We start from the raw sequence: 13,430 nt of genomic DNA, 5'->3' as shown, positions 1-13,430 counted from the left end.
AATCTTCCCTGATGGTTTTTCTTAATTTCTATCAGCTTTCCGTCGTTAAGAGAGGTTTATTTTCCTGGAAAAATACCGATACTGGTTTACTAATCAAGCTCAGGAGGCTCTCTATGAATCTGGCGGATATGTTGTGCTATGCGGATATTCAACAGCTGAGCAGCATCGCGAACACGTATGACTGCGAATGCAACGGCCACTCCAAAAACGAGCTCATCCAGTCGATCCTGACCAAGGTCAACCGCCGGGACGTGTTCGAGGAGCAAGTGACGAAGCTGACCATCGAAGACATCCGGTTCCTGAACTCCATCGTGTTCGAGAAGCGGGATACGTTCAGTCTCGAGGAGCTGACTGCACGCGCGAGCCAATCCCGATTCCCGCAGCCGAATCAACTGAACCAGCCGAACCAACAGACTCAGCAACCCGCCCATCCCGCCGAGCAGCTGCAGAAGGCCAAAGCGAAGGCGACCGCCAAGGCGAAAGCATCGGCCAAAGCCAAAGCAACCCCTTTGCAAACGGAGCAGCGCAGCGCAATCGGCACAAACGGCTCAATCGGCGCGAGCAATACGAACGGCGAGGCGGAAAGCCGCAGTCCGCGCGAAATGATCTCGCAGTTCAAGCATCGCGGCTGGCTGTTCAACGGCTTCTCGCAGCAGACGCGGTATTTGTTCCAGTTCCCGCAGGACATGAAGCGCCGGTTCCAGGAGACGCTGCTGAAACAGTTCCAGACCAACCTTGAATACCTCGACGAACCCGCGGTGTATCGCGACGAGCAGCGGCTAATCGTGGACGATATTTATGCTCTGCTTCATTATGTGTACCACCAAGACATCCAGTTGACCGCCGACGGCACGATGTACAAACGGTTTATCCAGCAAATACTAGACCGAATGTCGGTTGGCGAAGAATTGCCCAAAGAAATGTGGCGGTTCGGCTACGGCCGACAGTTCAAGGAGTTGCCAAACAGGCTGTCGCTTCTCTACGACTACTGCTACTTTCATAATATGCTTACCGAGCAAGAAGGAGCTCTCCTGCTGACCGACAAAGGCAAACAGACCGTGCTCGAAGGACGCCGCGAAGACTTGACCCAAGTGTACCGGCTTTGGTTCAAGCTCTACAAAAACCCGATTCCGGGCTTGCAGGCGATCGTCTATTGGGTCGACAAGCTGGCGCAGGACTGGATCGAAACCGCCGCCTTGGAGCGCACGCTGTGTCCGCTGATCCGACCGTTTTACTACGATACGCCGGAGTCGATTTTGCACAAGCGGGTGCTGCAGATGATGATGCATCTCGGCCTGCTGCGGATCGGAGAGGACGAGAGCCGGGGCACCGTCGTGAAGATGACGAAGCTCGGCAGCGGCGTCGTGACGGGTACCTATGTAGCGGAGGAAGATCGCATCACGATCGCTATTGACAACCTGAATTTCCCTTGCTAGAATCACTCCCCAAACGATCCCATTACTTGGAACGGAGTGAGTGACGATGCTGCATCCCTATCAATCTTATTTTCCACGCGTACATCCGTCGGTTTACTTGGCGGCGGGCGTACAGCTTATCGGAGACGTGCAGTTGGAGGAACAAAGCTCGGTCTGGTTCAACACCGTGCTGCGCGGCGATCTCGCCCCCATCCGCATCGGAGCGAGGACGAACATCCAGGACGGCAGTATCGGGCATGTCAACACGAATCAACCGCTGCTTGTCGGAGAGGAGGTTTCCGTCGGGCACGGCGCGATCATTCACGGCTGCACGATAGGCAGAGGCACATTAATAGGAATGGGGGCGATTGTACTAAACGGGGCTACCATCGGTGAATATGCTTTAATAGGAGCGGGATCGCTCGTAACGGAGAACAAGACGATTCCTCCTTATACGCTTTCTCTGGGCTCCCCGGCCAAAGTAGTCCGCGAGTTGAACGAACAAGATCTGCAGCGGATGCGGCGAACGATGGAGGGGTACGTACAGAAAGGGAAGGAATATAGGGAGATTAGCCCGTAATTGGCGGGATACCTGTAAGGGATGCGGAGTTGCAGGCGATTAGGAATAGAGGAACACAAATCCTGAAGGCGGAGGCACGGCGGTGCCTTCTTGGTGGGAGGTCATGTCTCGTGGAAAAAATGGACGTTTCTGGCTATGCTGCAATGCTCGGGCTCTTTGCGGAAATGATACTGGACGACGCCGTCCGGAAACATAAGACGCAAACGCTTTACCGGGAGATCGACGACGCGCTCGCCCGGGGAGACGAAGCCACTTTCTTAAACCTGACTCGCGAACTGAAAATGCTGCAAGCGTGACAACCGTACCGGGTGTGAATCCCCGGTCTTTTTTTTGCGCGAAAAGTGCGGAAATGGTCACAATGCACAAGCCGGGAAGCCGATCCATTCTGGTATAATAGCAACGACAGCATGCGGCGGGAAGCCGCGCAGCAATCGAGGTGAGAAGGTTGAAATTCAGCGATATCGATCGCAAAGAGTGGTTCAAGCTACAGCCTTACTTGGATACATGCGTCATCCCGGTTACGGGGCTCGACGGTACAGAGGAGCCTTGGAAGGCGGTGCAGGAGCTCGAGTTTCTCCGCAGTCTGCTCGAGTTCGTGGAAATCCCCTACAAAGGAAGAATCGTAACGTATCCGGCGCTACATTACGTCGATTATGAAGCGGACAGTTCTCCGATGATTGAGCAAGTATGCGGGAATTTGAAACGCGCGGGCTTCCGGTACACGATTGTCATGGCGGCGGACTGGAAGGCGGTGCCGGGCGAGCTGACGCAAGCCGACCTGGTGCTCGTGCCGCAGGAGACGGACGGTCGGGCGATGAACAGCGAGTCGTTCAAGCAGCTGGTCGATGCCAAGGTGCAGCAGCTATGGCGCAAGGAAGCGAACAACGGGGAGCATGCCGATCCTAGCTGATCGTTCTGCCAGTCCATAGCCCGGTGCGCGTATTAATGGAAATTAATTTGTAAACGATAAAGAAGCGGCTGGTGTCAAGATGTGACAAATTCGCAACAATGAAGCGGTTCGTTTCACAGCGGATTGGATTTACGATTTATCCATTCTTGACGCCCCACATGACCTAGGCTATTATAGTTATGTCCTAGTGTAACGTGCGAAGTTAAGTCGAATTGGCGACTGTGATACAACTGTTTAAAGGGGGTAGAGACTCATGCATGATGACAACAACCATTCCGAGAAACCGAAAACGCGTCGAGAGATATCTCGTAGGCAATTCCTCTCCTATACCCTCGGTGGGACGGGAGCGTTTCTTATGGCGGGACCCATCATTCCGATGGTTCGATTCGCGGTCGATCCGATCCTGAAGCCGAAGAGCGAAAGCTCGTTCGTGAAGGTCGTAGAGGAAAGCAAGATTACCGCCGAACCGAAATCGTACAAGTTCCAAGTCCATCAGATCGACGGCTGGTACGAGAGCGACGTTGAGCTGGAAGCATGGATCATGCGGGACAGCAAGAACAGTATTTACGCGCTGTCGCCGACATGCAAGCACTTGGGTTGTACGGTGAACTGGAACGTGGATTCCCGATTCCCGAACGAATTCTTTTGCCCGTGCCACGAAGCGCACTATACGAAAGAGGGCAAGAATGTGGCGGTCGCACCGGCGCCGCTCGACGAGTTCGACGTGAAGTTGGAGAACGGCTTCGTCTATCTCGGCAAAGTGAAACCGAATCAGCACGTAGTGAAATAAGGAGGCGTTTCGATCAAATGTTTAAGAGCATGTACAACTGGATTGACGAGCGTCTTGATATTACGCCGCTGTGGAGAGACGTTGCCGACCATGAGGTGCCCGAGCACGTCAATCCGGCGCATCACTTCTCCGCCTTCGTCTATTGCTTCGGCGGACTGACGTTTTTCATCGTAGTCATTCAGATTTTGTCGGGGATGTTCTTGTCCATGTACTACACACCCGATATCATTAACGCTTACGCGAGCGTGGACTATCTCCAGCATCAAGTGGCCTTCGGCGTAATCGTACGCGGGATGCACCACTGGGGCGCAAGTTTGGTCATCGTGATGATGTTCCTACATACGCTTCGCGTATTTTTCACCGGCTCGTACAAAGCTCCTCGCGAGATGAACTGGATCGTCGGGATGCTCATTTTCTTCGTCATGCTGGGTCTGGGCTTCACCGGCTACCTGCTGCCTTGGGACAACAAAGCTTACTTCGCAACCAAGGTAGGGATTTCGATTGCAGCTTCGGTTCCGTTCATCGGAGGCTATATCCAATCGCTGATGCAAGGCGGAGAAATCGTCGGAGCCGAAACGCTAACCCGTTTCTTCGCGATTCACGTGTTCTTCTTGCCGGCAGCGCTGCTCGGATTGCTCGGCGGTCACTTCTTCATGATCCGCAAGCAAGGCATTTCCGGACCGCTATAATGAAAGGAGGAACCTATCGTGGCGCATGGTCATAAGTCAGATGAAAAAATTGTGTTCGTAGGGGATTCCCGCGTTCGTAAGAAAAGCGAACGAATGATTCCTCAGGATTACACGGCATACCCGGGTAAGTCGGAAGCATTCGTACCAAACTTCCTCTTGAAGGAATGGATGGTTGGAGCCGTCGTGCTTGTCGGGATTCTAGTGCTCGTCATGCAGGAGCCGGCACCGCTCGGTTATCCGGCCGACCCGCTCAATACGGCGTTCATCCCTATGCCGGATTGGTACTTCCTGTTCATGTACCAATTGCTGAAGTATCCTTATACTTCCGGCGATTATGTAGTACTCGGCACACTCGTCCTGCCGGGTTTGCTCTTCGGCGGTCTGATGCTCGCTCCGTTCCTGGATTCGGGCAAAGAGCGCCGCTTCTACCGTCGCCCAATGGCAAGCGCGTTGATGATCCTCTGCTTGATCGCGACGATTCACTTGACCGTTGCTTCCTGGATGCACTACCAGCACGAGCTGGAAGACAAAGGCATCGTTCCGGAGCACATCAAGCGCGAAGAAGAGATGGAAGCAGCCAAACACGCTGGAGGCGGCGGCGGTGCGGCCAAACCTGGCGCGGTGCAGATCGTAGCGCAAGAAGATTCAGGTTACACGATTTATCAAAAAGCAAGCTGCGTGTCTTGTCACGCCAAAGATTTAAAGGGTGTCAGCGGAGCGCCGGCACTTCGTGGTATTGGCGATAAACACTCCAAGGAAGAAATCATGACAATCGTCAAAAAAGGGTTGCCAAGCATGCCGCCTCAGTATGATGCCCTCAAGAATTCGGGCTTGACTGACGCTGATATTGACACACTGGTCACTTGGCTCGCCAAGCAAAAGAAAGAGTAGCATAATGATGGAGACGAAACCTGGCCGGATGTCGGTCAGGTTTTTCTCTAAGAGAGGGGCTTTCGATTGAGCGAATTGTTGGCATGGGCCCGTGCGCTGCTGTTCAGCCGGCCGATGATCGTCCTGCTTGTATTGGTCAACTTCATGGGCACGATCGGCGGATACTTATGGTACGGCAATCAGCTTGTCTACACATCGGAGCATTTCGGGGCGATTTATTTGCCGTTCGTGCCGGACAGCCCGACGGCCTCGTTATTTTTCACGATAGCGCTATCCCTGCTGCTGCTGCCTGGTGATGGCCCGCGAAAATCGTTTTTAGGCGGCTTGGCCGTTACGTTCGGGATGGTGACCTCCGTGAAATACGGGATCTGGGCGGTGTCGATGATCGTAGCCGGATGGTCGCAAGGCGACATGCCGCTGTGGCAGGATTGGATGCTGGTCTTCACCCATACGGCGATGGCGATTGAAGCGCTGCTGTATGTCGGCCTATTCGTCCTGGAGTGGATGCAGTTTCTGTGGGTGGCCATCTGGCTGCTGCTGAACGATTTCCTCGATTATCATGCGGGGATTTATCCATGGCTGCCTGAAGTGCTTCAGGACGATCTCGGGTTGATTGAACCGTTCACCTTCGGACTTAGCCTGTTCAGCCTTTATGTGGTAGCCGTGGTCTATATGCGTTCTAAGAAAGGACAAACCCTCATACGCTATTAGTGGCAAGGGCTGTCCGCAAGGAACCGGAAAACAATCGGACATGCCCTACGTACAAGCGAAGGGGGATGTCCGATGTTCGTTTCAACCAAGCTAATTCGACTCCGCTCTGTCCTCGCAGCGATGGCGCTCCTCGGAATAGCGGTGTGGACAAGCGGCTGCGGCCATGCGGCGGAGCAAACGGCAGGTGCGGTGGCTAGCGAAACGTTAAAGCAGGTCGAGCAATTGGATGCGGCGGCCGATCTGATGTACAAAAAAGTGATTGAAGGCGATATCGATACCGCGAGAGTTAAGCTGTCCGAGGTAGGGGACAAGCTGACGCAAATCCGGTTTACAGGCATCGCGACGGTCGAAGGCATACAGGCGTTGACCGATTCGGTCATCGATGCGAAGCGGGAGCTGAACGCGACTTCATTCTCAGCCTTCGAGGGACAGCTAGCGGCGGCGAAAGTGCGGCTGGCGACCGATGCGCTGTCCCACCGCAATCAGCCGATGTGGCTGCAGTATTACAAAGGGATGAAGGAAAACGTCAAGCAGCTGGAGGATTCGGCGCGTGCGGGCAGGGTAGAGCCTGCCCGCACGGCGCTTGCCTCTCTGTCCAAACATTATGCGGTTATTCGACCCGCCGTCATTCTGAACCGGGAAGTTCATGAGGTAGAGCGATTGGAGTCGCTGTTCTCGTTTCTGAATACGCAAGTGAACGCGGAGCGATGGGATATGAAGCAGCTAGGGAGCGGGATCGAGCATATGAGCGCGATGATCGATCAGCTGTTCCACCGCAAAGATGCCGAAGCGTTCTTGCCGCTCCTGGATCAGCCGAACCCGACACTGTGGGTGGCGGGTCTCGGTACTATTATCATCGCGGTGCTAGCTTTTGCGGCTTGGCGCATTTTCCGCGTCGAACAAGGGATTGTCGGTAAACCGAAGGATCGCGCCCAAGATCGGACAAGAGGACGTTTTTTCTGATTCATTCGATTAATGCTTGTCTCCGGTCCGGAAACCTTCACCGAGCACATCATGAACATCGGTGATGACGATAAAGGCGAGCGGGTCGATCGACTTCACGATTTGCTGAAGCGTATGAAGCTCCGAGCGGGAAACGACGCAGTAGACGACTTCTTTGCTCGTATTCGAGTAGGCTCCGCGTGCGGGGAACAGCGTAACGCCTCGGTCCATTACTCGCGTTATCGTGGACGCTATTTCTGCTGGACGGTCCGTTATAATAGTGAATGCGCGTGCGGCATAAGCTCCCTCGGTAATGAAATCGATGATGCGCGAAGCGATAAACACAGCGACCAAGGTGTAGAGCACTTTTTCTTTCGGCAAATAGAGCAGGGACGCTCCGATGACAAGGACATCTACGGTCAAGATCACTTGGCCGATGCTCCAGCGATTTTTGCGCGCCAGCAGGCGGGCGATAATATCGGTCCCTCCGGTGGTAGCCCCATAGCGAAATACGATGCCCAGCCCGGCACCTAACGTTACGCCCGCATACAAGGTCGCCAGGAAGTAATCTTGCGTGGACTGGAACGGAACGATCCAGCCGCGTGCGATTGCGACCTCCATCAGCCTAAGGAATAAGCTTAACGAGAGGGTGCCGATTATCGTATACAGCATGGAACGGCCGCCGAACGAGCGCCACCCGATGATGAACAACGGTATGTTTAGCACTAGTGTTGTAATGGAGGTAGGAAGCTGAAACGCATAGTTGAGCAGCAGCGCGATCCCGGTAACGCCGCCTTCCATCAGTTCGTTGGGAATGACGAAATAATATAAGCCGAACGCATAAATGGCCGTCCCCAGGAAGATCGGCAGCAGCTTGCGAAGCTGCAACTTAGCATGATGAACCATAAGTGCCTCCTATAGCCGTACGTATCCGAAAAAGCGACAATGAACGGGTGTTTCCTTTCATTATATCGCTTTTTTGCTTTTTCCATTAAGCGGGCGGGCGTAAAAAAGATTTGTGTTCAAAACTCCGATGCGTTAACATGTTAAATAGAATTCGCGACTCAGCTATAAGCTGGACCAGATAGGAGCGCTTTCGTATGTCGGACAAGTCACTAAAGGCAATGCAGGAAGAAGTAGACGCCTACATCTCGCAATTCAAGGAGGGCTATTTCAGTCCGCTGGCGATGCTGGCCCGTATGTCCGAAGAAGTCGGAGAGCTGGCTCGCGAGGTGAACCATCAATTTGGGCCGAAGCCCAAGAAGGCGACCGAGGCCGACAGTTCGATCGAGCTGGAGCTGGGCGATATTCTATTCATCACGATCTGCTTCGCCAATTCGCTCGGGATCGATCTGACGGAGGCGCATGACCGGGTCATGCACAAGTTCCAGACCCGCGACGCGAACCGCTGGACCAAAAAGCACACCGAAGAAGGATAAGCATCATATGCTGTAGCAAGAGGTGAAGCATATGAATGGCGAGTATAGGATCCGAATGGCTTACCAAGCGATCTTGAATCACGATTTCGAGCAAGCGATCGAATGGTTCGAGCAGGCGGTGCGCGAAGAGCCGGACAATGCCGATTATCATTATCGGCTGTCGATCACGTATGCCCGCAGCAACAAGCTTTCCTCCGCGCTCAAACTTGCGAAGCGGGCGGCGGCGCTTGATCCGCAGCATGAGGTGTATGGGACCCACAGCCGCAATTTGCAGGGCAGGGAGCTTGCGCAGAAAGCCTCCAAGCTGATGGAGCAGGGGACTGGCGACTGGAGCAGGGCGGCCGCACTTCTACGTCGGGCGATACGGCTGGACGGCTTGAATTTGGAAGCGCACATGCTGCTCGGGATGGCGTATATGGGGTTAAGGCGGTACAGCCAGGCGGAGGAAGCGTTAAGAGAGGCACTGAAGCTCGACCCGGGACGGGAAGAGGCGCAAACGATGCTGAAGCAATTGAATGATCGGGCGAAACTATCGAAACGATAAAAGGAGAAGCAGCAGAAATGGATGCAATTATACGTGTAGCCGTAACCGGAGCAAGTGGAAGAATGGGGCAGGAAGTCGTGAAGATGGTGCTGGCCGATCCGGCCTTGAAGCTGGTCGCCGCAATCGACCGTTCGAACCAAGGCGTCGATATCGGCCGCATCGTCGGAGCGCAAGAATGCGGAGTGATAATTAGCGACGACCTTGAGGGTACCTTAAGAGACTCCCAGGCGGAGGTCATGGTCGATTTTACGACCCCTCATTCTGTACTGTCTAACACCGAAACCGCGATCCGCAATCGGGTACGTCCGGTTGTAGGGACGACCGGGTTCAAGCCGGAGGATATCGAACGTTTGGACAAGCTGTGCCATGAACACGAGACCGGTGGCATTATCGCACCGAACTTCTCGGTAGGCGCCATTCTCATGATGAAATTTGCCGCGCAAGCAGCCAAATATATGCCGCATGTGGAAATTATCGAATACCACGGCGATCAGAAGCTGGACGCTCCATCCGGGACTTCTGTACAGACGGCCGAGATGATCGCGGCGAACCGCAAGGAATTCCGTCAAGGCAATCCGGAAGAGAAGGAAACGATCGACGGCGCGAGAGGCGGCCTGTATAGCGGATTCCGCATACATAGCGTTAGACTGCCGGGCGTGTTTGCGCAGCAGGAAGTGATTTTCGGCGGATACGGGCAAACGCTCAAAATTCGTCATGACTCCTATGAGCGGGCAGGTTATATGCCGGGTGTCAACATCGCCGTGAAACGGGTAATGGATGTAAACGGCATCGTATACGGCTTCGAGCAGTTTTTGGACTAAATCTGGGAAGAGAAATAGCCCCGCCTCGAGCGGGGTACGTCGCATTCGGAGCGGAGGAGTCATCATGTTGAACATTGCGCTTATTGCGCATGACCGCAAAAAAGAAGAGATGGTCAATTTTGTTACCGCCTATGAACGGGTGTTCATGGGACATAAGCTGTTCGCAACCGGAACAACCGGCGCACGCATCATGGAAGCGACTAAGCTGGACGTGCACCGGTTCATGTCAGGTCCGCTCGGCGGCGATCAACAGATCGGAGCGTTGGTCGCGAAGAACGAGATGGATCTGCTCATCTTCCTCCGCGACCCGCTTATGGCGCAGCCGCACGAGCCGGATATCATCGCTTTGCTGCGGCTGTGCGACGTGCAGGGCATCCCGGTGGCGACGAACATCGCGACAGCCGAGCTGCTCGTGAAGTCGCTCGACCGCGGCGATTTCGGCTGGCGGGAGCTGGTGCACAAGTACAAGCCGGGTGAACCGGAATGAGCAAGGAGCCGCTTGATTTGCTCATCTTCGGCGCCCACCCGGACGATGCGGAGATCGGCATGGGAGGCACGATTGCGAAGCACACGGAGGCGGGCTACCGCGTCGGCATTTGCGATCTGACCCACGCCGAGATGTCGTCGAACGGGACGGTCGAGATCCGCAAGCAAGAAGCGGACAAAGCCGCTCAGGTGCTTGGTTTGGCGGCGAGGACGAATTTAGGCTACGCCGATCGGGGCTTGTTCGGGACGCCGGAGCATATCGAAGGCATTACGCTGGAGATTCGGCGCCATCGACCGCGTATCGTATTCGCGCCGTATTGGTTGGACCGCCATCCCGATCACGTCGCCTGCAGCCAGCTTGTCCAGGAGGCGGTATTCAACGCCAAGCTTCGCCGCTATGCGCCGGATACGGGACTCGAGGCATGGACGGTGCAGCAGCTTTACTTTTATTTTATCAATGACGTCTATGACGCGGATTTAACTGTGGATATATCAGCGCAGATCGAACGCAAGAGGGAGTCGTTGCAAGCGTACGGCACACAATTTACGGCTTCCGGCCGAAGCAACGATTTCGTCGCGACGCCGCTGAACCAGGGCTATCTGGAGCGGGTGGAGGCGCGGGATTGTTTGTTAGGGCAAAAATGCGGGGTGGCGGCAGCGGAAGGGTTCGTGAGCAAGCTTCCTTATTCCGTTCATCTATTCTGACCGCAATCGGAATACTATACAATACAGGGTTAGGCGCAGCGGGCTCGGCTATGACGTTGCGTTTAACAGGAAGTCATCACGGGATTGGAGGAGCCCTGCATGAGTGACAAGTTAAAAATCGGCATCACGTGTTATCCGTCGCTGGGTGGATCCGGAGTCGTCGCGACCGAGCTGGGGAAGCTTTTGGCCGAGAATGGGCATGAGGTTCACTTCATTACGCACAGCGTCCCGTTTCGTTTAGGCAAGTTCCAGAAAAACATTTATTATCATGAAGTCGAAGTCAGCAATTATTACGTTTTCAAGTATCCGCCGTATGATTTGGCGCTGGCGAGCAAGCTGGCCCAGGTGGCGAAAATGCAGGAGCTCGATTTGCTGCACGTCCACTATGCGATTCCGCATGCGGTATGCGCCTTCCTCGCCAAAGAAATGGTCGGCTCGCATCTGAAGGTCGTCACTACGCTTCATGGAACCGATATTACGGTGCTCGGGCAGGACGAGTCGCTTAGCGACATCATTCGTCTGGCGCTGGAGAAGAGCGATGCGGTCACGGCGGTATCTAAGGATTTAATCCGAGAAACGCACGAGTCGCTCAAAACGAATATCCCGATCGACCTGGCTTATAATTTTGTGGATAAGCGTGTGTATTATCCAAGAGATGTCGCCGCGCTTCGCCGTGATTTCGCCCGTCCGGACGAGAAGCTGCTGATTCATATTTCCAACTTCCGTCCTGTGAAGCGTGTTGGCGATGTTTTAGATATTTTTGCTCGGGTGAACAAAAAGGTAAAGTCGCGGCTGCTGTTCGTAGGAGAAGGTCCGGAGCTGTCGAAGATCTGCTGCATGGTGAAGGAAATGGGACTCACGGAACGCGTCCATTTCTGCGGCAAGCAGGATGATGTAGCGCAAATCATTTCGCTGGCCGATGTAATGCTGCTTCCTTCGGAGAAAGAAAGCTTCGGACTCGTCGCGCTGGAAGCGATGGCATGCGGTGTACCGACAATCGGTTCGAATGCAGGTGGAATTCCAGAGCTCATCACGCATGGTGAGACCGGATTCCTGGCACCGATCGGCGACACCCAGCAAATGGCGGATCATGCGATCGCCCTGCTGACCGATCCGCAGTTGTACGAATCGATGTCGAAGGCATGTATCCATCGGGCGCGCACGAAGTTCTGCAACGAGCTGATGATGGTGCAATATGAACAAATTTATTACCGTGTGCTGGGAAGACCGATGCCGGCGATCAATTATGAGGAGCTGTGCAAGGCTTAGGCTAGCAAGGCTAAGGCGAAAGGCTAGCTCGTTGATTGTAGGGCAGGGAAATCAATGAAGGAGAGTCAGGGCATGACCGAGCGTATGGAGCAGGCCGGCCGCCGGGTTGTAGAGCGGCTTGTCTCAAGCGGCTGCGAGGCGTATTGGGTCGGGGGCTGTGTGCGAGACAAGCTGCTGGGACGGCCCTTGAAGGATATCGATATCGCTACGTCGGCCAAGCCGGATGACGTGTTGCGTTTGTTCGCTCATGCGATCCCGACAGGGCTCCAGCACGGCACGGTCACCGTTGTCGAGGACGGCATGCCTTACGAAGTGACGACGTTTCGGAGGGAGGCGGCGTACGAGGATCATCGCCGCCCGACGGGGGTCGAGTTTATTTCCGAGCTGAACGAGGATTTGCGGCGGCGGGATTTCACGATCAATGCGATGGCGCTTGACGCGTCCGGTGCCTTAATCGATCCGTTCGGCGGACAAGCCGACCTGCGGCGGAGCGTGCTCCGCTGCGTCGGCGAGCCGCAGGAGCGGTTCGAGGAGGATGCTCTGCGTATGTTGCGCTGCATCCGGTTCGCTTGCGAGTACGGCATGACAATCGAAGAGCGGACATGGCTCGCGCTGCTCGATCAAGCGCCGCTCCTGCGGCATATCGCGATGGAGCGGGTTCATGCGGAGCTGGAACGAATCGTAGGCGGCGCCGGGCCGGATCGTGGCGTCGAGTTATTGGCGTCGAGCGAATTGTTAGCGCATACGAAAGAGGCGTTGGATTGGCCGATCGCCACTGCTGCGGCGGGAGGAAGAGCTGTGGAGTCGCCGTGGAACGGGCGACTCGCCGAGCTGGACGCCCCCGAGCTGCGGTGGGCGTACTGGCTGCTGCGCCAAGGCGTCGACTCGGCGCAGGCGAAGGCCGGCTTCGCGCGGCTCCGCTTCTCAACGGGCAGCAGCGCCTCCATCGTCAAACTCCTGCAGGTGCAGGAGTGGATGGAGGCTTGGCTGCTGCGCGGCGGGGAAGCGGGAGCGAGCAAAGCCGCAAGCGCGAGCCTGGCGAGCGCGGGAGCTGGCGCAGCGGAAGGCGCGGGAGTGAGCTCGGCGAACGCGAGGGCGGATGCAAGTGCGGGCGCAGCGGAAGGCGAGGGAGCGGGCAAGGCGAGCGCGGATGCGGAGCGCGCGGGCGGCGGCGCCGAGGCGCCTGCGCTACGCGAGGCGCTGGCGCGCGCGAGCGTGCGCTACGGCGCGGGCGCCGT

Annotated in this window: 17 protein-coding genes; 16 read left to right on the top strand and 1 reads right to left on the bottom strand. The window is 55.6% G+C overall.

The features are described from left to right. Positions 1-113 precede the first annotated feature (113 nt). The 9 genes from PKO02S_RS29465 to PKO02S_RS29425 all read left to right on the top strand — a co-directional run bounded on the left by PKO02S_RS29465 (position 114) and on the right by PKO02S_RS29425 (position 6,949). Positions 114-1,436, top strand: coding sequence for a hypothetical protein (locus tag PKO02S_RS29465; RefSeq protein ID WP_127588592.1), 1,323 nt, complete (start codon positions 114-116; stop codon positions 1,434-1,436). 46 nt (positions 1,437-1,482) lie between these two features. Continuing rightward, positions 1,483-1,995, top strand: a complete 513-nt coding sequence (locus tag PKO02S_RS29460; RefSeq protein ID WP_127588591.1) for a gamma carbonic anhydrase family protein — start codon at positions 1,483-1,485, stop codon at positions 1,993-1,995. Between the two features lie 119 nt (positions 1,996-2,114). Continuing rightward, positions 2,115-2,291 carry an IDEAL domain-containing protein gene (locus PKO02S_RS29455; RefSeq protein ID WP_373865251.1) on the top strand — a complete coding sequence of 59 codons (177 nt, stop codon included), beginning with the start codon at positions 2,115-2,117 and terminating at the stop codon, positions 2,289-2,291. Between the two features lie 149 nt (positions 2,292-2,440). Beyond that, entirely contained in the window at positions 2,441-2,905 is a 465-nt protein-coding gene (locus PKO02S_RS29450) for a DUF2487 family protein (protein ID WP_164821757.1), read from the top strand. Positions 2,906-3,158: 253 nt separating this feature from the next. Beyond that, the gene (locus PKO02S_RS29445) at positions 3,159-3,695 is read left to right on the top strand and encodes a Rieske (2Fe-2S) protein (protein WP_127588588.1); all 537 of its coding nucleotides are present in this window, start codon (positions 3,159-3,161) and stop codon (positions 3,693-3,695) included. A gap of 17 nt (positions 3,696-3,712) precedes the next feature. Continuing rightward, positions 3,713-4,384 (top strand): menaquinol-cytochrome c reductase cytochrome b subunit, encoded by a 672-nt coding sequence (gene qcrB, locus PKO02S_RS29440; RefSeq protein ID WP_127588587.1) that lies wholly within the window; start codon positions 3,713-3,715, stop codon positions 4,382-4,384. A gap of 18 nt (positions 4,385-4,402) precedes the next feature. After that, positions 4,403-5,275 (top strand): menaquinol-cytochrome c reductase cytochrome b/c subunit, encoded by an 873-nt coding sequence (locus PKO02S_RS29435; RefSeq protein WP_127588586.1) that lies wholly within the window; start codon positions 4,403-4,405, stop codon positions 5,273-5,275. 66 nt (positions 5,276-5,341) lie between these two features. After that, positions 5,342-5,986 (top strand): DUF1405 domain-containing protein, encoded by a 645-nt coding sequence (locus PKO02S_RS29430; RefSeq protein ID WP_246067594.1) that lies wholly within the window; start codon positions 5,342-5,344, stop codon positions 5,984-5,986. A gap of 72 nt (positions 5,987-6,058) precedes the next feature. Further along, complete coding sequence (locus tag PKO02S_RS29425; RefSeq protein WP_127588585.1) at positions 6,059-6,949, top strand: sporulation protein YpjB; 891 nt, start codon at positions 6,059-6,061, stop codon at positions 6,947-6,949. A 9-nt stretch (positions 6,950-6,958) separates the two neighbouring features. On the opposite strand, the gene PKO02S_RS29420 is transcribed toward PKO02S_RS29425, so the two are convergent. Continuing rightward, entirely contained in the window at positions 6,959-7,834 is an 876-nt protein-coding gene (locus PKO02S_RS29420; RefSeq protein WP_127588584.1) for a YitT family protein, read from the bottom strand. A gap of 194 nt (positions 7,835-8,028) precedes the next feature. Between PKO02S_RS29420 and PKO02S_RS29415 the strand changes: the two genes are divergently transcribed. From PKO02S_RS29415 to PKO02S_RS29385, 7 genes are all read left to right on the top strand, one after another. Continuing rightward, on the top strand, positions 8,029-8,367 hold the full coding sequence (locus tag PKO02S_RS29415; RefSeq protein ID WP_127588583.1) for a nucleotide pyrophosphohydrolase: 339 nt from the start codon (positions 8,029-8,031) through the stop codon (positions 8,365-8,367). 31 nt (positions 8,368-8,398) lie between these two features. Beyond that, complete coding sequence (locus PKO02S_RS29410) at positions 8,399-8,911, top strand: tetratricopeptide repeat protein (RefSeq protein WP_127588582.1); 513 nt, start codon at positions 8,399-8,401, stop codon at positions 8,909-8,911. A 17-nt stretch (positions 8,912-8,928) separates the two neighbouring features. Further along, positions 8,929-9,732: a 4-hydroxy-tetrahydrodipicolinate reductase gene (dapB, locus tag PKO02S_RS29405; RefSeq protein ID WP_127588581.1), complete on the top strand. Its 804-nt coding sequence runs from the start codon at positions 8,929-8,931 to the stop codon at positions 9,730-9,732. A 64-nt stretch (positions 9,733-9,796) separates the two neighbouring features. Continuing rightward, positions 9,797-10,219, top strand: a complete 423-nt coding sequence (locus PKO02S_RS29400) for a methylglyoxal synthase (protein WP_174819971.1) — start codon at positions 9,797-9,799, stop codon at positions 10,217-10,219. Then, a complete protein-coding gene (gene bshB1 / locus PKO02S_RS29395; protein WP_127588579.1) occupies positions 10,216-10,923 on the top strand; it encodes a bacillithiol biosynthesis deacetylase BshB1 in 708 nt (235 codons plus the stop codon). The genes PKO02S_RS29400 and bshB1 overlap by 4 nt, the downstream gene beginning before the upstream one ends. Before the next feature lie 99 nt (positions 10,924-11,022). After that, complete coding sequence (bshA, locus tag PKO02S_RS29390; RefSeq protein ID WP_127588578.1) at positions 11,023-12,192, top strand: N-acetyl-alpha-D-glucosaminyl L-malate synthase BshA; 1,170 nt, start codon at positions 11,023-11,025, stop codon at positions 12,190-12,192. A gap of 72 nt (positions 12,193-12,264) precedes the next feature. Beyond that, positions 12,265-13,430, top strand: a 1,166-nt coding sequence (locus tag PKO02S_RS29385; protein ID WP_127588577.1) for a CCA tRNA nucleotidyltransferase, incomplete at its 3' end; no start/stop codon positions are given.

Origin of the sequence: Paenibacillus koleovorans NBRC 103111 (genome assembly GCF_004000845.1) — a bacterium.
Lineage (GTDB): Bacteria > Bacillota > Bacilli > Paenibacillales > NBRC-103111 > Paenibacillus_AA > Paenibacillus_AA koleovorans.
This window is presented reverse-complemented; position numbering and strand designations above follow the sequence as displayed.